This window comes from Breoghania sp. L-A4 (genome assembly GCF_003432385.1).
Taxonomy (GTDB): domain Bacteria; phylum Pseudomonadota; class Alphaproteobacteria; order Rhizobiales; family Stappiaceae; genus Breoghania.
The window spans coordinates 2,203,453-2,221,114 of sequence record NZ_CP031841.1 but is presented as its reverse complement, the minus strand read 5'-3'; the positions used below and the strand labels follow the sequence as shown (position 1 = coordinate 2,221,114).

General features: G+C 65.0%; 16 protein-coding genes. 5 read left to right on the top strand and 11 right to left on the bottom strand.

Going from position 1 to position 17,662, the window contains the following annotated elements:
- Genes D1F64_RS24535 through D1F64_RS24525 form a run of 3 tightly spaced genes read left to right on the top strand, consistent with a single transcriptional unit; the run spans position 1 to position 1,348 of the window.
- Positions 1–603, top strand: a complete 603-nt coding sequence (locus D1F64_RS24535; RefSeq protein ID WP_248304715.1) for an amidohydrolase family protein — start codon at positions 1–3, stop codon at positions 601–603.
- Positions 600–1,214 carry a hypothetical protein gene (locus tag D1F64_RS24530; protein ID WP_248304714.1) on the top strand — a complete coding sequence of 205 codons (615 nt, stop codon included), beginning with the start codon at positions 600–602 and terminating at the stop codon, positions 1,212–1,214. Before D1F64_RS24535 ends, D1F64_RS24530 begins: the two co-directional genes overlap by 4 nt.
- Positions 1,193–1,348 carry a hypothetical protein gene (locus tag D1F64_RS24525; protein ID WP_248304713.1) on the top strand — a complete coding sequence of 52 codons (156 nt, stop codon included), beginning with the start codon at positions 1,193–1,195 and terminating at the stop codon, positions 1,346–1,348. Before D1F64_RS24530 ends, D1F64_RS24525 begins: the two co-directional genes overlap by 22 nt.
- A 126-nt stretch (positions 1,349–1,474) precedes the next feature.
- On the opposite strand, the gene D1F64_RS10245 is transcribed toward D1F64_RS24525, so the two are convergent.
- Together D1F64_RS10245 and D1F64_RS10240 are read right to left on the bottom strand one after the other, a co-directional pair.
- The gene (locus D1F64_RS10245) at positions 1,475–2,344 is read right to left on the bottom strand and encodes an ATP-binding protein (RefSeq protein WP_248304712.1); all 870 of its coding nucleotides are present in this window, start codon (positions 2,342–2,344) and stop codon (positions 1,475–1,477) included.
- Positions 2,338–4,422 (bottom strand): PAS domain-containing protein, encoded by a 2,085-nt coding sequence (locus D1F64_RS10240; RefSeq protein WP_117412364.1) that lies wholly within the window; start codon positions 4,420–4,422, stop codon positions 2,338–2,340. The genes D1F64_RS10245 and D1F64_RS10240 overlap by 7 nt, the downstream gene beginning before the upstream one ends.
- A 489-nt stretch (positions 4,423–4,911) precedes the next feature.
- On the opposite strand from D1F64_RS10240, the gene D1F64_RS10235 reads away from it, so the two are divergent.
- The gene (locus D1F64_RS10235; RefSeq protein WP_117414535.1) at positions 4,912–5,349 is read left to right on the top strand and encodes a BA14K family protein; all 438 of its coding nucleotides are present in this window, start codon (positions 4,912–4,914) and stop codon (positions 5,347–5,349) included.
- A 147-nt stretch (positions 5,350–5,496) separates the two neighbouring features.
- Here the strand turns inward: D1F64_RS10235 and D1F64_RS10230 are convergent, their stop codons facing one another.
- From D1F64_RS10230 to D1F64_RS10220, 3 genes are all read right to left on the bottom strand, one after another.
- Entirely contained in the window at positions 5,497–6,141 is a 645-nt protein-coding gene (locus D1F64_RS10230; protein WP_162901465.1) for a PRC-barrel domain-containing protein, read from the bottom strand.
- Between the two features lie 335 nt (positions 6,142–6,476).
- Positions 6,477–7,262 (bottom strand): matrixin family metalloprotease, encoded by a 786-nt coding sequence (locus D1F64_RS10225; RefSeq protein ID WP_117412362.1) that lies wholly within the window; start codon positions 7,260–7,262, stop codon positions 6,477–6,479.
- 478 nt (positions 7,263–7,740) lie between these two features.
- Positions 7,741–8,715 carry an NAD(P)-dependent oxidoreductase gene (locus tag D1F64_RS10220; protein ID WP_117412361.1) on the bottom strand — a complete coding sequence of 325 codons (975 nt, stop codon included), beginning with the start codon at positions 8,713–8,715 and terminating at the stop codon, positions 7,741–7,743.
- 320 nt (positions 8,716–9,035) lie between these two features.
- Here D1F64_RS10220 and D1F64_RS10215 point away from each other — a divergent pair, with 320 nt between their 5' ends.
- Positions 9,036–10,082, top strand: a complete 1,047-nt coding sequence (locus D1F64_RS10215) for a LacI family DNA-binding transcriptional regulator (protein WP_117412360.1) — start codon at positions 9,036–9,038, stop codon at positions 10,080–10,082.
- A 7-nt stretch (positions 10,083–10,089) separates the two neighbouring features.
- Here the strand turns inward: D1F64_RS10215 and D1F64_RS10210 are convergent, their stop codons facing one another.
- The 6 genes from D1F64_RS10210 to D1F64_RS10185 form a co-directional block, all read right to left on the bottom strand.
- Positions 10,090–10,608 (bottom strand): hypothetical protein, encoded by a 519-nt coding sequence (locus D1F64_RS10210; RefSeq protein WP_117412359.1) that lies wholly within the window; start codon positions 10,606–10,608, stop codon positions 10,090–10,092.
- Positions 10,609–10,827: 219 nt separating this feature from the next.
- Positions 10,828–12,219, bottom strand: a complete 1,392-nt coding sequence (locus D1F64_RS10205; RefSeq protein ID WP_162901464.1) for a dihydrolipoamide acetyltransferase family protein — start codon at positions 12,217–12,219, stop codon at positions 10,828–10,830.
- A gap of 226 nt (positions 12,220–12,445) precedes the next feature.
- The gene (locus D1F64_RS10200; protein WP_117412357.1) at positions 12,446–13,897 is read right to left on the bottom strand and encodes an NAD-dependent succinate-semialdehyde dehydrogenase; all 1,452 of its coding nucleotides are present in this window, start codon (positions 13,895–13,897) and stop codon (positions 12,446–12,448) included.
- Between the two features lie 5 nt (positions 13,898–13,902).
- Positions 13,903–14,880, bottom strand: coding sequence for an alpha-ketoacid dehydrogenase subunit beta (locus D1F64_RS10195; protein ID WP_117412356.1), 978 nt, complete (start codon positions 14,878–14,880; stop codon positions 13,903–13,905).
- Complete coding sequence (locus D1F64_RS10190) at positions 14,868–15,950, bottom strand: thiamine pyrophosphate-dependent dehydrogenase E1 component subunit alpha (RefSeq protein ID WP_117412355.1); 1,083 nt, start codon at positions 15,948–15,950, stop codon at positions 14,868–14,870. The genes D1F64_RS10195 and D1F64_RS10190 overlap by 13 nt, the downstream gene beginning before the upstream one ends.
- Before the next feature lie 85 nt (positions 15,951–16,035).
- Positions 16,036–17,352 (bottom strand): Xaa-Pro peptidase family protein, encoded by a 1,317-nt coding sequence (locus D1F64_RS10185; RefSeq protein WP_117412354.1) that lies wholly within the window; start codon positions 17,350–17,352, stop codon positions 16,036–16,038.
- Positions 17,353–17,662 lie beyond the last annotated feature (310 nt).

The window sequence follows — 17,662 nt, the reverse complement described above, 5'->3', positions numbered from 1 at the left end:
ATGACCACGATCCTCTTCAAGGGCGGTGCGGTTGTCTCGATGGACCCGGTCCTCGGCGAGATGGCCTGCGCCGACGTGCTGATCACCGGCGATCGGATCGCCGCCGTGGGACCGGCGCTCGACGCCCCCGAGGGAACGGAGGTCATCGACGCGCGCGGCATGATCGTCATGCCGGGCATGATCAACGCCCATATCCACACCTGGCAGACGGGCCTGCGCGGGCTCGCCGCCGACTGGACCATCCAGCAGTACATGCGCGCCATGCATGCGGGCCTCGCCACCCACTTCACGCCCGACGACATCCACATCGCCAATCTCGTGGGCGCGCTGAACCAGATCAACAACGGCACCACGACGATCGTTGACTGGTGCCACAACAACCCCACGCCCGCGCATACCGACGCGGCCGTGGAGGCGCTCCGGACAAGCGGCGTCCGCGCGCTGTTCCTGCACGGCACGCCGAAGCCGGACCCGAAGCCCGGCCAGAAGCATTTTTCCGAAATCCCCATGCCGCGCGCCGAGGTGGAGCGGCTGGCATCGGGGCCCTCTCGGACGGCGACGGCCTTGTCACCCTGGGTCTCGCCATCCTCGGCCCCGGCATGAGCGTCTACGACGTCTGCCGCGCGGATCTGGACCTTGCCCGCGGCATGGATCTCGTCGCCTCCATGCATGTCAGCGGCGCCATGCGGGTTCCGGACGGCTTCGAGCGGCTGGACGCCGAGGGCCTGCTCGGCCCGCGCATCAACCTGGTGCACGCCAACGTGCTCACCGATGAGACCCTGAGACGGGTCACCGGCACCGGCGCGAGCGTCACGGTGACGGCGGAAGTCGAGATGCAGATGGGATTCGGATATCCGCTCACCGGCCGGCTGCGGGCGCTCCGCCAGCCGGTCAGCATCGGCTCGGATGTCGAGAGTTCGATGACGGGCGACATGTTCGCGGTGATGCGCGGAACCCTGCAGGCCCAGCGGCTCGTCGACAGCCTGGAGGCCATCGCGCGGACCGGCACGGGACCGGAAGCCATCACCATTCCGTGCCGCGAGGCGCTTGGCTGGGCGACCATCGACGGCGCGCGCATGGCGCGGATGGATCACCGCATCGGTTCGCTCACCCCGGCAAACAGGCCGACATCGTCTGCCTGCGCGCGACCGATCTCAACCTCGCTCCGGTCAGCGATCCCGTCGCCTCCATCGTGCTGCAGGCGGGGCCGCTGAACGTCGACACGGTGATGATCGCGGGAGAGTTTCGCAAACGCGGCGGCGCGCTTCTGTACGGCGCACTGGCGGGCCGGCTCGAGGAGCTCGCCGCCTCAAGCCGGCGCATTCTCTCCGCCGCGCTCGCTCCCTAGAGCAAATCCAGGATAAGTGGATACCGGTTATCCGTCCGGATTTGCGCCAAAACAAGGCCTTGGAGCAAAGATTCGATTCTGCAAGAAACGGATCTGCTCTGGACCGCCGCTCATACCGGCGGCCGTTCAGCCGGCCCGCGCGTCCAGCACGTCGCGCACCTTCCTGGCCAGATCGGAAAACCGGTGCGGCTTGCTCAGCATCGGCGCGTCTTCGCTCCAGTCGCTGTTGTCGAGGAGCGCGCTGTCGGCGTAGCCGGAGGTGAACAGCACCGGAAGCGCAGGCACGATCTGCCGCGCCCGGGACGCCAGTTGCGCCCCGTTGACGCCGCCGGGCATCGCCACGTCGGTAAACAGCAGATCGAAATTGCGGTCCTCGGCGAGCACCTTCAGCGCGTCCGCGCCGCTGGCCGCCTCCACCACCGTGTAGCCCAGCGCCAGCAGTTGCGCGGTCACCGTGCTGCGGACCATGTCGTTGTCCTCGACCACGAAGATGCGCTCGTTCCCGCCGGGATTCTTCTGCGTGGGGTGGGGCTGGGCGGCGACCGGACCCTCCGCCTGGGTCCGGGGAAAATAGAGCCGCACCGTGGTGCCCTCGCCCGGCTGCGAGGCAATCACGATGTGTCCGCCCGACTGCTTCACAAAGCCGTAGACCATCGACAGGCCCAGCCCGGTTCCGGAACCCACATCCTTGGTCGTGAAGAACGGCTCGAACACCCGCTCCAGCTCGGCGGGCGCGATGCCCGTGCCGCTGTCGCTCACGCTGACCATGACGTAGGATCCCGGCGGAACCGCACGATAATCCTCGTCGCCCTCGGTGACATCGACATGGGAGGTCTCGACGATGACCGTGCCGCCACCGGGCATCGCGTCGCGCGCATTGATGACCAGATTGAGGATGGCGCTTTCCAGTTGCGCCGGGTCAACCAGCGCGCAGCCGGTCTCCCCTGCGCCGCGTGTCTCGACGCCCACGTTGCCGTCGACCGTGTGTTTCAGCATGTCGGCCATGCCTCCACACGCCGGCGCACGTCCACAATCTTCGGCTCCAGCGCCTGCCGCCGCGAGAACGCCAGCAGATAGCGGATCATCTCCACGCCGCCGTCCGCCGCCTTCTGTATCGTCTCCACGCGGCCCCTCAGCGGACTTGCCGGATCGAGATCCTCAGCCAGCATCTCCGCGTTGCCGATGATCACCGCGAGCAGGTTGTTGAAATCATGCGCCACGCCGCCCGTGAGCTTGCCGACGGCCTCGAGCTTCTGCGACTGGCGCATATGCTCCTCGATCCTCCGCCGTTCGGTGACGTCCCGGCTGACGGACACGAAATGCGTGCACTCCCCTTCGCTGTTGTGAATGGGAATGACACTCACGTCGCGCAGGAATTCCTCGCCGCTTCTGGTTTTGGCGACAAACTCGCCCTGCAACAGCTTGTCGTTCTCCAGCGCTGCGCGAACGCGCGCCAGTTCCGGCGCCGACGGATCACGGCTGTAGATCGTGAACGGCGACATGCCGATGATCTCCTCACGGCTGTATCCGGTCTTCCGGACAAACGCCTCATTGACGTAGATCACCCGCTGCTCCTTGAGGTCACCTGGACCGGCGGTGGCGATCTGCACCATGTCGGTCATATGCTCGACCGCCGTCTGCATGAGCTGCAGCTGCTCCTGCTGCCGCACCTGCCCGGTGACCTCCTGCGAATAGACCGCCAGTCCCTCGTTCACCGGATGAACGCGGATGCTGAACCACCGGCGGCTCAATCCAAAGGGCGTGACGAAGGATACGGGCTCGCGGGTATGCAGCGCCTTGTGAAAATTGCGTTCGATCTCCGTGCCGACGAAGTATGGAAAAACCTCGAAAAGATTCTTGCCGATGAAATCGCTTCCAACGAGTCCCGCCCCCTTCGTCTGCCGGTTGGCAAAGATGAACACCCCGTCGCGATCGAGGATGAAAAACGTGTCCTGGATCGTCTCGATGGTCTCGTGCAGGCGCTTGGCGAGTTCCTCGCCTTCCTCCAGCGCCGCCGCACGCTCGTGATGCAACTCCTGTGCGGTCGCCAGCGCCCGCCTTTCCGCGTCGCGCGCCCTCCGTTCGCTGCGCATCACAATAGCGACGCTGATCCCCAGCAGGTTGATCGCCGCCAGCATCGCCTGGACATTGAAGACACCGAACTGCGAGACACGCGCCAAATTGAAGGTGTTCGCGCTGCCCAGGGCGAGCGTGATCGCGACCGACGCCGAAACATACAGCATCGTCAGGGCGACGAGCGACGCCCTGTAGTGCCGCGCGATCCAGACAATCGGCAGGATCAGCAGGAAGCCGAAGCCGAAGTTGACCCGATCCGCGGTCGTCGCCTGCGCCTCCATGCCTGGTAGCAGTTGCGTATCGACGAACGCGAGGTAGACCAGCACGCTGATCCCCGCCAGCATTCCGAAATAGGCGGCGGCGTTGGCGCGCGTCAGCCCTGTCTCGGCGAAATCCGGACGGTGCCACCATGGGCCGGCACGCCCGCTCGCATGCTCCGCAGCCGGCCTGTCGCGTCGCCCATCGGCCGGCATAGTCGGGGTGCGCAGCACAAAGAGCCCGACAGACACCACGGCAATGGCGCCGCTGAAGTCGGCGATCCACCAGGTGGCGAGCTGCAGGACAAACGGATTTTCGCCGACCCCTCTGTAAAGCAACAGCGCAACCGAGCCGACCAGCGCGCCCGCTCCGGCGGCACCGAGAACCGCCGCGAAGTGCATGAGATAGGCCGGCAGATCCGTGATCGGCAATCGCGAGGCAATGCGTCGGTGAACAGCGTAGAACACCAGGCACTCGAGGGTGGTGGTGGCCGCGATGATGGTGGAGAAAACCGGGCTCAGGCCGAACTGCAACCGCATCACGGCAAGATCACAGACGAACACCAGAACGCTGCCCAGAGGCCCGAAAAACAGCACGCCGAGCATGCCGATGCCGATGGGAGGGTACCAGAATGTGGCAGCCGCTTCGGGCTGGCTCAGGACCACCAGCGCAGCGAACATCTGGTAGAGCAGCACGAAAGCCACACCAAAAACCAGAGTTCGCCGGCAGCCGCCAACCATTTCAACTCCCCATTTCTGTCGCGAATCCTGCTTGTATCGAGCCTACATCGGAAAACCGCGTCGGCAATAGACAGGACTTTTCCGGAGTATGTTGATACCGCCGTAAGCTATTCAAAAGGCGACATATTCCGCAAGGGAATCTGGCCAGCCTGTGACAAATTTGCGTTTGTAACAAGACAAACAACCATTTCAAATAGCCGATTTTTCCAACAAATCTTCGCGCAACCGCCGGGGTGTGAACTGATGCTTTCAACGGCACCAGTTGTCGGCCTTTTTTTTGGGCGTGTCCGGTTCAACCCGCAAGACGTGCTTCGCCGGGCGGCATGTGCTTCATCGCATGACAAGCATCTCCCGCGCCTTGGAAGACATCCGGCGTCAGTGACGGCATCGGCATGGTGCCGGGCGTCCATGGTGGCAATGGAACCGCCGGCGGCGGAACGCGTTGACATTGCATACGCCAAAAGAAATCAAGGCAAGGAGACCCCCGCCATGAGAAAGCTTTTTGTCACCGCCTGCGCCGCCGCGCTGACCGCCACGACCTTCACGATGGCGCCGCCCGCGAATGCGGCGTCCTTCAAGGTACCGCTGTTTGAGCAAAGCGGCAGCCACGGCGCCGCGACGCCGGTCCAGTACCGCAAGCGGGGTTACTACCATCGCAACGGCCGCCCCTATTACAACGGCCATCGCGGCTATCGCGAACCGCGCCGCGGGTACCGCAGATATCGCGGTTTCTGGTTCCCGCCCGAGGCCTTCGCGGCGGCCATTATCGGCGGCGCGATCCAAAGCATGATGCGGAACGACCGCCCGCGCTACAACCGGCATGTGGCCTGGTGTTACGACCGCTATCGCTCGTACCGCGCGTCGGACAACACGTTCCAGCCCTACAATGGTCCGCGCCGGCCGTGTCGTTCGCCCTATTCGCGCTAGTCACGGATCAGCTGCGCTATGCGACCGACGTTGAACGCCGCTGAACGAACAATGGCCCCGCCGCAGGCGGGGCCATTTCTGTCATCTGGGTCCGGTTGAGACAGCCGGGCCAACCGCGCGTTCCGTTCGATCGCGCCGGTGGATGTGTTATTGCGGCTGTTCTGGAACCGGGGGTTGCTCCCTCGCCGCGCTTTCATCGCTCTGCGCCGCTTCACGCGCCCGCTGCCGCGCGGCCGCTGCCTGGGCTGCAAGCGTCATGAATTCCGGCGCGGCTTCGAGCGTCTCGGTCGTCGCGGCGGCAATCGTCAGGCGTTGTCCGCCGTCACCGTCGTCCGCGCGTTGCAAGCTCTCGATCGATACGGCGACTGTGTGCGCGCCGATGCCGAGAAACCCGCCGACGTCGAGCACGAAGGCCTCGACCTGATTGTCAGGTCCAAGAACCACGTCGGAAATCTCGCCGATGCTCTCCCCGTCGCCACCGATCACGCTCTCACCAATAAGATCGCTGGCAAGCCACTGGTCGGGTTCCTGGCTCATGACGAAGGACATCTGCGTGCCGGTCGGCGCCGGAGCGGCCGACAAACCCTGAGCCGGCGCGGCATCCGGCGTCGCTTCGGGGGTAACCACCCGATCGGGAGCCGTATATTCCTCCTGCGCGGCAGGTGCCTGACCCGTCGTTGGCTGATCCTGGGCCGTCGCGAACTGCGGAACGATCCCCAAGGCCAGGGACGCGGCACTGGTCAACATCAATTGTCTAAACATAACCTTCTCCTTTGTGCGCGTGTCGATCATTGCCCGCCATCCGCCCGAAAGGCTGTCACGGCGACATCGTTGCGGCGGTCCATTCCGCGCAAACGGCTGTCCCTCAGCGCGATCCGGCCAGCCAGTGGACGCACCACTCCGGCCGCAGCCAAAACAAATGGCGCGTTCAACGCATTCGGAACGCATGACAAAAGACATCCAGAACATTCGAACAGCGGCGCAATGCGCAGCATCCGAAAGTGTCCACCGCAAGTCATAGTGAAAGTTTTCCGATGAATATTGGCTTTTTTTGGATTATTTACTTAAAAAAGTAAATTCAATACATTTTGTCAAAATTATGAAGCGCGAACTTCCTCGAACGCTCGTCAGCGGGCGGATACCCTCAACCGTGTACTTGGCGGCCCATAGAGCGCACGCACGCCAAGGATATCGCCGTCCTGAGGTCCGGCAAAAGCCTCGGAGTACTTGAAAAACATCAACTGGCCGGGCCGGTTGTAGTGGTCCAGCCCGATCGCGTGGCCGATTTCATGCGCGAATGTGTATTTCAGGTCGTAGGCCTCTTCGACACCGCCATGGCCGATCTTCCAGCCTCGCATCGGATTCAGGCAAATCGCCGATTTCGCGATCGGAACCACGCTCCGGCCACCAGCCTCACCACGCGCGCCCCTGGCGGTTCCCGCATCGTTCAGACCACGATCATCGGTGGATTTCGTCGAATCCGAGACCATGTCGGCAACGTGATACCGGACATTGGCGAAGGCATAGCCGCGCGGGCGGCTTTGCGCCCCAATCAGAATATCAGCCTGTCGCGGATCGGCTGCCTCCGTGAAGCTGACGCCCCCGACGCGCTCCCACAGCCGGAAGGCGGCAAGTGCCTGCTGCTTGACGTCCTCGACTGGCAGCCCGATCCGGTCCGCCAGGATGTCGAGCCTGTCCATGTCGCGGCAATTGCGGGCCTTTGCGTCGTGCGCCGGTTGGCTGACGAAGGCGTAGGTAATATGCGCCGGACTGCCGAGTGCGGGATCGCCCCATTTGACGATCTGACCGTCGAGCCGCAGCAGCCGGTACGCCTGAGGATCCGCAGCGCACGCGCCAGAGGCGCCCGCCAGAACAGCGAGAAGGATCAGCCAAAAGCGGATTGCGTAAGTCAAGATGCGGGTCCTCCGCGCCTGAGTTCAACGCCGCGCGATCCCGAACCGCCTCAAGTCGACGCAGAGACAGGATAGAAAGCAGAGTCGCTGGCGATCAAGCCGGAGAATCCGCTGGGCCGCGCATCGTGGCCGCTGTGCCACAGTCTTGATTTTGACCAGAACTCCCTGCCGAATGGTTAACGGTACCTTGCCGTGAGACTACCTACGCGGATTTGATGACGCAGCGTCATGTCAACGCGCCCGCGACTGCGCACAAAAAAGCGGGCGGGGTGACCCCGCCCGCTGAGCTTGATGACAAAGCTCATACCCCTCGATCGTCATCCTCGGCCCTGTGCCGAGGATCCATGCTTTCAAGGGCTTATGGATGGTCGGGACAAGCCCGACCATGACGAAGGAGAGTTTTCCCGGCTTTGTCAGCGGTCTGAGCCGGCGGGGTCGCCCCGCCCGCTCTCACGTCTAGCCGCCATATGCCGGAGAACTATTCCGCCGCCTGCGCCGTGATCTCCAGGCCCGTCGGCATGGGCACGTCCTCCGGCTCGAGCTGGATGCCGGCGGTCAGCGCCACCGTTTCCAGCAGCGCCGAGAAATCGGCATCGAGATAGGCCTGCGGATCGTCCTTGAGCTGAGCCGCGCCGAAATGCGCCTGCAGCGCGTCGCGCGTGGCCGTCGTCGTGGGCATCGGCACCTCGAGCGCCCGGCCGGCCGCCAGCCCCAGATCCAGATCCTTGCGCAGCAAGGCGGGGGTGAAGGTGGTGGTCCAGTCGAGATTGACCAGCGCGTTGGTCTTGTAGCGGGTGAAGATCGAGCCCATCACGGAGTTGTTCATGAAGTCGAGGAACGCGTGGCGCGGCACGCCGGCCTTCTGCGCCAGAATGGTGATTTCCGCGAGATTCTGCGTCACCACGCCCAGCATGACGTTGTGCGCGATCTTGCAGAAACGCGCCAGCTCGCCCTCTCCCACATAGGAGACGCCGCGCCCGGCGATCACATCGATATAAGGCTCGACCTGGTCGAACACGGCCTTGGGACCGGAGGCGACGGCGGACAGTTTGCCCGATTTCACGCATTTGCCGTTGCCCGACACCGGGCAGGCGATGAAGCTTGCGCCGCGCTCGGCCAGCCGGCCGCGCAGCTCGGCCGACTGATCCGTGCCGATGGACGAGCAGTCGACGAAGATCTTCGGCGCCGCATCGCCGGTGAGCACGCCGCCCGCGCCGAAATAGACCTGCTCGAGATCCTTGCCGGTGGACACCATGGTGAACAGCATGTCCACATCGGCGAGCTCCGCCGGGCTGTCGACCAGCGTCGCGCCCTGAGCCGCCAGCGGCTCCGCCTTGGCCTTGGTGCGGTTCCAGACCTTGACCGTGTGCCCGGCCTTCACCAGACGCTCGGCCATCGGATACCCCATGCGCCCCATCCCGATCCAGCCGATCGTCGGTTGTGTCGCTGACATTGACATCTCCCTTATCATCCGGCGCCTGTGCGCCGTTTCAGCCCAGTGCGCGCTTGCGCTGTTTCAGTCTTCCGGCGCCCGGAGTCGCGGGCGCCGCCTCGGTTCTCGTGCGCCTGCGCGCCGCGGCTCCCCGGCCGGCGCCAGGAAACGCGCCGCCTTCCCCAGGGGAATGTTGATCTTGCAATCCACGCAATCACCGTGCGATGCTCATGCAATCGATTGCATTAAGTGCTAACATACAAGCTTTGGCCTCGCAACGGCTATTGCAAACGATTGACAAGGGCTTTAATCGCGGCGGACAGGACAGCGCGGGACACAGCATGACAAGCGGACGCACGACGCAGCAGCGAGCCACCTTGAAAGATGTCGCCAAGGCCGTGGGCGTGCATGTCTCGACGGTGTCGCGGGCGCTGGATCCGAAGACCCGCCACCTGCTGACCGAGGACGTGGTCAAGCGCGTCACCAAGGCCGCCGCCGATCTCGACTACCAGCCCAATTCCATCGCCTACTCGCTGCGCACCAACCGCTCGCGCACCGTCGGCGTGCTTGTACCCGACATCACCAACCAGATCTTTCCGCCCATCGTGCGCGGCATCGAGGATGCGCTGGCGCGCGAGGGCAATGTGGCGATCATCGTCAACACCGACAGCGACCCGGCCAAGGACGCCCAGATGATCAACGTGCTGCGCGCGCGCGGTGTCGACGGACTGATCCTGGCCTCCGCCCAGCGGCACGCGCCGGAAATCATCAAGGCGGCCCGCGAGGGCATCCCGATCGTCACCGTCAACCGCGCCGTCGACGATCCGGCGATCTCCTCCATCGTCAACGACGAGGGCAAGGGCATCGAACTGGCGGTCGAGCATGTCGTCGCTCTGGGCCACCGCCGCATCGCCCATATCGCGGGACCGGAAACCATCTCCACCGGCCTCAAGCGCCGCGACGCCTATTTCCATGTCGCCGAAGCGCTCGAACTCGAGGACTGGAAAAAGCTGCTGATCTATTCCAACGGCTTCAACGAGGCGGAAGGCCGCCGCTGCGCCGACGCGCTGTTCGATCTGGGCCTGCCGTTCACCGCCATCGTCTGCGCCAACGACCGGCTGGCGATCGGCGCGCTGGAGGCCATCGAAGCGCGCGGTCTCTCCTGCCCGGACGACATCTCGCTGACCGGCTTCAACGACATGCCGTTTGTCGAACGCCTCAAGCCGGCGCTGACCACCGTGCGCATCCAGACCTACGAGGCCGGCCACAGGGCGGCGGAGATCTTTCTCGAGCAGATCGCCAAACCGGTGTCCGAGCGCGTCGCCGAACACGTGGTGCTGCCCGTGGAACTGATCATTCGCGGCTCCACGGGACCGGCGAAGGGCTGAAGGCGCGCTACTTCGCGGTGATCTGCATGCCGGTGGCATCCGCCGTGTAGGTCACTGTCACCTTGACGGGCTTTCCACATGCTCGTGCCGTCCAGGTTTCCGTCCAGCCCTTGGGTCCGGCCGGGGTGAGAGATTTCACGTCCATGAAGACCAGCTTTTTCGGAATCTTGCAGTGCGCCTTCAGCATCAGCGCCGGGCGCACGATGCGCATCGCATCCAACTCAAGCTGAAAATTGCCTGCAAAGGCGCCCGGCAGCAAGGCGATTTGCCGCAAATTACCTGGCTCCGCCGTCTGGATCAGAAGCCGCCGGGTCACCGTGCGGCCACACTGGTCCATCGCCGCCCGCACGACCCACGCGCCCGCCACAATGGTGGCCCTGTTGCGCAACATCTTGTATTTTGGCGGACTCAGAACCTCCACCAGCGTCACACCCTGAAGCTTCAGCGGACGGCACTGAGCCTTTGTCCTTTCGCCTTCATGGAGGTTGATCGCTTTTTCGACGTAGCCGCGATACGTCGGCGACATCAGAAAGCCCTGGAAGAGCTTCGCGTGATCGACCTTTGCAGCCTGGGCGGGAGCGCCCCCAGAAACGACATGAAGATGACAGCACTCAACTGGACAAATCGTTTCACGGGAACCTCAAATAACTGGACTATATCGGCGAGCCTAAGTGACTCGACATGCCCTGCCTACCGATGGGGCAAAAAACCTTGCCGCCCGCTTAGCATGCGGCAACGCGCGCGCCTACTCCAGTTCCGCCGCCCAGTCGCGGGTTTCCAGAATCTCCTTCACCCGGCCCAGGAAGCGTGCGGAATAGGCGCCGTCCATGGCGCGGTGATCGAAACTCTGCGCCACCATGCCCATGGGACGCGACACGATCACGTCGCCGTCCTCGGTCTCCAGCACCACCGGGCGCTTGCGCACCGCGTCGGTCGACAGGATCGCCACCTGCGGCCCGTTGATGATCGGTGCGGTGAACAGCGTGCCGAAGGAGCCGTTGTTGGAGATCGAATAGCTTCCGCCTTCCAGATCGGAAGGCTCGAGCTTGCCGTCGCGCGCCTTCCTCGCCATTGCATCGATGGCGCGAGCGAGGCCCGCCACCGTCATGCCGTCGGCATCGCGGATCACCGGCACCACGAGCCCCTCGTGGGACAGATCCACGGCCACGCCGATGTTGATGTTCCGGCGGATCACCAGCCCGTCGCCCTCGATCAGCGCGTTGACCTTGGGAAACTCCTTCAGCGCCACGCTGACGGCGCGCATGATGAACGGCAGATAGGTGAGCGACACGCCGGTACGCGCGGCGAAATCCGCCTTCACGGCCTTGCGCACCTTGTCGACGCGGGAGAAATCCACCTCCACCGCCTGGAAGACATGCGGGGCCGTGGCCCAGGAGCGCGCGAGATGCCTGGCCGTCTGCTTGCGGATGCGGTTGAAGGGCTCGGCGGTATCGCCGTCCAGCCGCGCCACACTCGGCGCCTCATACGCCACCGGCGCTGCGGGGCCGCGCGCCTCCTGGCCTCCGGCCGCTTCGAGATCCGCCTTGTGGATCCGCCGTCCGCCGCGCGCGCTGACGTCCCTGGCCACCGCGCCCAGGTCGATTCCGCGCTGCCTGGCCAGCCGGCGCGCCAGCGGCGTCACCTTGAGACCCAGCGGCCCGTTGACGGACCCGAACTGCACGCTCGGCGTGGCGATTTCGGAAAACAGCTCCATCTTGCGCCCGCCCACATCCCGGCTCGCGCCGTTGGCCGCCGGCGCGCGTGACGCGGCAGGGACCGCGCCGGAGGCAAGGCCCCTCGATGCCTCCGGCGCGGTATCGGCGGCGGCCGTCTTCTTGGACGGACCGGACCCGCCGGATTGCGCGTCTGATTTTGCGTCTGCTGACGTATCCGATGCGGCCTGTGACGCGCCGCCGATCACCGCGACGATAGCGCCCACGGGCGCGACTTCGCCCTGGCTCACGCGGATTTCGCTGAGCACGCCGCTTTCGGTCGCCTGGACCTCCATCGCCACCTTGTCGGTCTCGATCTCGAAGAGGTTCTCGCCCTTCTCGATCGTGTCACCGGCGGCCTTGAACCAAACGCTGATCGTACCCTCGGTGACCGTCTCACCGAGCTGCGGCATCAAGACTTCCATTGTTGCTTCCCGTCTTTCAAGCCTGCCCCGCTCTCCCCCGTGCGGCGGGACAATCGCATTCGGCGCCCACTCACCTCTCCCATGGGGAGAGGTCGGGCGGGACGCCCGGGTGAGGGGAACAGAATTCTCCGTACGCCCGAGAGCCTTGATCCCCTCACCCCAACCCTCTCCCAATGGGAGAGGGGGGTGAGACATCCGTCACGAGGCCGTCCGTTCAACGCCGCGCCTACCACTCCACCGAGATGTATTGCGTCTCGAGGAATTCCATCAGGCCCTCGTGCGCGCCTTCGCGGCCCAGGCCCGATTGCTTGACGCCGCCGAACGGCGCCGCCGGATCGCTGACCAGACCCCGGTTGAGGCCGACCATGCCGAATTCAAGCTTCTCCGACAGCGCAAGCCCGCGCTTGAGATCGCCGGCGAACAGATAGGCCACCAGCCCGTATTCGGTCGCGTTGGCCTTGGTGATGACCTCGGCCTCATTGGAGAATCGCTGCAGCGCCGCCACGGGGCCGAAAATCTCCTCGCCGACGCATTTGGCCTCGCCCGGCACATCGATGAGCACGGTGGGCGGATAGAAATAGCCCGGACCATCCGGGACCTCGCCGCCGCACAGAACCTTGGCGCCGCGCGCCTTCGCGTCGTCGACCAGTTCGGCCACCTTGTTGCGCGTGTCGGCATTGACCAGCGAGCCGACCTCCACGCCCTCGACCAGCCCGTTGCCGACCTTCATGGCGGACATTTTCGCCGTCAGCTTCTCGGCGAAGACGTCGTGCACGGCGTCATGCACGAAGATCCGGTTGGCCGCCGTGCAGGCCTCGCCGAGATTGCGCATCTTGGCGAGGATCGCGCCGTCCACGGCCGCGTCGATGTCGGCGTCCTCGCAGACGATGAAGGGCGCGTTGCCGCCCAGCTCCATCGCCGGATTGACAATGCAGTCGGCGGCGCTCTTCAGCAGCTTGCGGCCGACCTCCGTCGAGCCGGTGAACGAGATCACCCGTACGCGCGGATCGTGCAGCATGGCGTCGACGATCTTGCCCGACGAGCGCGACGGCAGCACGGAGACGATGCCCTTGGGCACGCCGGCCTGTTCCAGGATCGGCATCAGGGCCAGCATGGTCAGCGGCGTCTCGGACGCCGGCTTGACAATCACCGGGCAGCCGGCGGCCAGCGCCGGACCGATCTTGCGGGTGCCCATGGCGGCGGGATAGTTCCACGGCGTCACCAGTACGCCGATACCCACGGGCTTGTGCTGCACCAGGATGCGCGCGCCGGTGGCGGGAGAACGCATCACGTCGCCGATGTTGCGCACGCCCTCTTCCGCGTACCAGCGGAAGAACTCCGCCGCATAGGCGACTTCCGCGCGGCTGTCGGGCAACGCCTTGCCATTTTCCATGGTGATCAGCGCGGCGAGCCGTTCCTTGTCGGCGATGATCAGCTCGAACGCGCGGCGCAGGATCTCGCCGCGTTCGCGCGGAGAGCGCGCGGCCCACTCGCCGAACGCGGCTTCCGCCGCGTCGATCGCCTGTTTGGCGTCCTCCACCGTGGCGCTGGCCACCGAGGCGAGCACACTCTGGTCGGCCGGGTTGAGCACGTCGAAACGCTCTCCCGTCGAGCCCGCTTTCCAGGCGCCGTCGATGTAAAGATCGGTGGGCACCGTTTTGGTGATTTGCTCGTTCATGACGGCTACTCCATTGATTTGCTGATCGTGGCGACGATACGCGCCGGCGTTGGCAAAACAATGTCTTCCAGGTTGTCCGCGGCTGGAAGCGGAATATGCGGCGTGGTGATGCGCACCACAGGACCGTCCAGATCGTAGAAGGCTTCGTCGGCCACGATGGAGGCGATTTCCGCGCCCCAGCCGCACAACCGCGGATTCTCCTCCACGGTGAACAGCCGCCCCGTCTTGGCCACCGAGCCGAGAATCGTCTGCGTGTCCAGGGGAACCAGCGAGCGCACGTCGATGACCTCGCAGTCGATGCCGTGTTCCGCGGCCAGCCGCTCGGCCGCCTCCATCGCGCGCGGCACCATCAGCGCCAATGCCAGAATCGTGGCGTCCTTGCCCGGACGCAGGATCTTCGCCGTGCCCAGCGTGTCGAGGATCTCACCGTCGGGCACCTCGCCCTTCATCGCGTAGAGCGACTTGTGCTCGAAGAATATCACCGGATCGGGATCGCGCACGGCGGCGGCCAGCAGGCCGACCACATCGAGCGGGTTCGAGGGTGCGACCACCTTCAGGCCCGGGATCATCATCGCCCAGTTTTCCACCGACTGGGAATGCTGCGCGCCAAAGCGTGAACCCGCGCCATTGCCGGTGCGCACCACCAGCGGGCACTTCACCTGGCCGTTGGTCATGTAGCGCGACTTCGGCATTTCATTGGCAATGTAATCAAAGCACACCGCCAGAAAGTCGGAGAACATGATCTCGGCGATCGGCTTCAGGCCCGTCATCGCCGCCCCCATGGCTGCGCCGAGAATGGCCTGCTCGGAGATCGGCGTGTCGCGCACGCGGATGGGTCCGAACTCCTCGAACAATCCGACGGTGGCCTTGAACACGCCTCCGGCCTTGGCGACGTCCTCGCCGAGGAACACCACGTCGTTGTCCCGCCGCATTTCCTGGGCGATGCCACGCGCAACCGCGTCGCGATAAGTCAGTTCCGCCATGCCCAGCCTCCGTCGGCATATACATCCGTCGATAGAATGTCTTCCGGCGGCAGGGGCGCCGCCTTGCAGGCTTCCGTCGCCGCGTCCACCTGCTCCATGGACGCCGCCATGATCTTGTCGATCTGCTCGGAGCCGACGCCGAACTCGGCCAGCCGCGCCTTGTAGATGTTGATCGGGTCGCGGTTCTTCTTCCAATCCTCCAGCTCGCCGTCGGGGCGGTATTTGCCCGGATCGGCGCGGGAATGGCCGGAATGGCGATAGGTCATGCATTCGATCAGCGAGGGCCCCTCGCCGGCGCGCGCCTTGGCGAATGCCTTCTGCGCCTCGCGATAGACCGCGTCGGCGTCGTTGCCGTCGATGACGATGGACGGCAGCCCGTAGGCCGACGCCCGGTCGGCGGCGGGATGCTCCACCGCCGTCACATCGCCGATCGGCGTGTATTCCATGTAGAGATTGTTCTCGCAGACGAAGACCACCGGAAGCTTCCAGACGGCGGCGAAATTCAGCGCCTCGTGGAAGGCGCCGATGTTGGTGGTGCCGTCGCCGAAAAAACACACCGCCACGTCGTCATGGCCGAGATATTGCGCCCGCCACGCGGAGCCGCAGGCGATCGGCAGATGCGCGCCGATGATGGCGTAGGAGCCCATCACGCCGTGCTCGACCGAGGTCAGGTGCATGGAGCCGCCCTTGCCGCGCATCAGCCCGTTGTCGCGCTGCATCAGCTCGCCCAGCACCTTTTCCATCGGCACGCCGCGCGCCAGCGTATGCGCATGGCCGCGGTAGGTGCAGAAGCTCTTGTCGCCGGGCTGCATGGCCACGGCGAAACCCGCCGCGATGGCTTCCTGTCCCAGCGACAGATGGCTGGTGCCCTTGACCAGGTTCTGCAGGAACAGATCGTAGGCGCGCTGTTCGCAATCGCGGATCTCGACCTGGCGGCGAAACAGCTCCAGCCGCGTGTCGAGGCCGATGTCATCATTGGCCGCCGTGCGCGCCGGAGCCGCCGCCTTCTGGGCCTTGGCCGGGGCGCGCTTGGCCGCCGTTCGTTTGGGTGTTTTCGTCTGGGGCGTCACTGCAGGCAACTCCTGTCATGCGGGACCTCGCGCGGACGGGCCCTGCGCGCGGCAAACGCCCAGGGTCCTGTCCGCGCTGGGCGCATCAGTAGCGGTTGGCGATGGGCAGATCCTCGGCGGGGAACAGCGAGATCACCTTGCAGCCGGTGTCGGTGACGACGATCTCTTCCTCGATGCGCGCGGCCGATACGCCGTCGCTGGCCGGACAATAGGTCTCCAGGGCGAAGCACATGCCGGTCTTGATTTCCATCGGATCTTCGAAGGAAACCAGACGCGAGATAATCGGCCGCTCGTGCAGCGCCAGCCCCAGACCGTGGCCGAACTGCAGGCCGAAGGCGGTCAGTTCGTCGGGAAAGCCGAATTCCTCGGCCTTGGGCCAGACGGCCGCCACCTTGTCGGTCGACTGGCCGGGCCGGATCAGCTCGATGGCCTTGTCCAGCCACTCGCGGCAGCGGATGTAGGCGTCGGTCTGCGACGGGGTGGCGCGGCCGATGTTGAAGGTCCGGTAGTAGCAGGTCCGGTAGCCGTTGAACGACTGCAGGATGTCGAAAAACGCCTGGTCGCCGGGCCGGAACATCCGGTCGGTGAAATTGTGCGGATGCGGGCTGCAGCGCTCGCCGGAAATGGCGTTGATCGCCTCCACGTCGTCCGAGCCGTTGCGGTAGAGGAACTCGTTGACCTTGGCGACGATGTCGTTCTCGCGCACACCGGGCTTCAGTTCCTCGTGGATCAGATGGTAGGCGCCGTCGACCATGGCGGCGGCCTGGTTAAGCAGCACCAGCTCATCGATGTTCTTGATCTCGCGGGCGTCCAGCATGACCTGCTGGCCGTCGACCACCTTCATGCCGGCCTTCTGCAGCTCGAAGAACATGGCGGTCTCGGCGATGTCGACGCCCACCGGCATGTCGGCGACGCCGGCTTCGCGCAGCAGGGCCATCACCTCCTCGGCGTGGTTCTTCATCAGCCCGACCGATGGCGGCACCGTGCCGCGCATGCCCAGCATGCCGGCCTTGCAGTTGTCGGCCACCAGCCAGTCGCAATAGAGCTTGTGGTGCACGGCGGCGGAGCCGAAGTCCCAGACGATCGGCTCGTTGTCGCCGGCCAGCAGCGCGAAGCGGCAGAGCTTGTCGCGTTCCCATTCGCCGATCTTGGTCGACGAGACGTAACGGATGTTGTTGACGTCGAACAGCAGCAGCGCGCCGCATTCGGAATTCTTCAGCGCCTCGCGCGCCCGGTTCAGCCGATAGTTGTGCAGCCGGCGGAAATCCACCCGGCCCTCGAAATCCACGCCCATGTGGCCCGGAGCGGGAATCGCCCGGTCCCAGTTCCAGTGCGGCTTGAGCGCTTCGATCGATGCCCGCGCCGGATCGATCAGTTGAGGCTCCATGAAAGTCGTGTTCATGACGTGATGCCCCGCCTCCCTGTGTTTCGGCCCCGGCGGCTTGCGCGCCGTGCGGCCTGATGCGTTTCCGGCTCCGCTCGGCTTTGTCGCCGCGTCGCCGCCGTGTTTGTGCAATCGATTGCACATACGATTGCACCAATCCGCAAACCTGTCAATCGGCAAGCTCGGAACAAACGCCGGTGTCGCCCGGGGAGCCCGGCGCGACCCTGACGCAAAGCCAGGCGTTGTGGACAAGCACATGAGAAGCGGTGCGGTCCATGGGGATAAACCGGCGTCGCGGACCCCGGATCCCGGAACTCTCCCCAGGCCG

Excerpts from the sequence above, each read along its gene's own strand:
- D1F64_RS10210 (WP_117412359.1), bottom strand. The coding sequence starts at position 10,608 with ATGTCGCCGACGTATCGCGGCTACGTCGAAAAAGCGATCAACCTCCAT.
- D1F64_RS10195 (WP_117412356.1), bottom strand. The coding sequence starts at position 14,880 with ATGGCGGAACTGACTTATCGCGACGCGGTTGCGCGTGGCATCGCCCAG.
- D1F64_RS10215 (WP_117412360.1), top strand. The coding sequence starts at position 9,036 with ATGACAAGCGGACGCACGACGCAGCAGCGAGCCACCTTGAAAGATGTC.
- D1F64_RS24535 (WP_248304715.1), top strand. The coding sequence starts at position 1 with ATGACCACGATCCTCTTCAAGGGCGGTGCGGTTGTCTCGATGGACCCG.
- D1F64_RS10200 (WP_117412357.1), bottom strand. The coding sequence starts at position 13,897 with ATGAACGAGCAAATCACCAAAACGGTGCCCACCGATCTTTACATCGAC.
- D1F64_RS24530 (WP_248304714.1), top strand. The coding sequence starts at position 600 with ATGAGCGTCTACGACGTCTGCCGCGCGGATCTGGACCTTGCCCGCGGC.
- D1F64_RS10235 (WP_117414535.1), top strand. The coding sequence starts at position 4,912 with ATGAGAAAGCTTTTTGTCACCGCCTGCGCCGCCGCGCTGACCGCCACG.
- D1F64_RS10220 (WP_117412361.1), bottom strand. The coding sequence starts at position 8,715 with ATGTCAGCGACACAACCGACGATCGGCTGGATCGGGATGGGGCGCATG.
- D1F64_RS10245 (WP_248304712.1), bottom strand. The coding sequence starts at position 2,344 with ATGCTGAAACACACGGTCGACGGCAACGTGGGCGTCGAGACACGCGGC.
- D1F64_RS10205 (WP_162901464.1), bottom strand. The coding sequence starts at position 12,219 with ATGGAAGTCTTGATGCCGCAGCTCGGTGAGACGGTCACCGAGGGTACG.
- D1F64_RS10240 (WP_117412364.1), bottom strand. The coding sequence starts at position 4,422 with ATGGTTGGCGGCTGCCGGCGAACTCTGGTTTTTGGTGTGGCTTTCGTG.
- D1F64_RS10185 (WP_117412354.1), bottom strand. The coding sequence starts at position 17,352 with ATGAACACGACTTTCATGGAGCCTCAACTGATCGATCCGGCGCGGGCA.
- D1F64_RS10230 (WP_162901465.1), bottom strand. The coding sequence starts at position 6,141 with ATGATCGACACGCGCACAAAGGAGAAGGTTATGTTTAGACAATTGATG.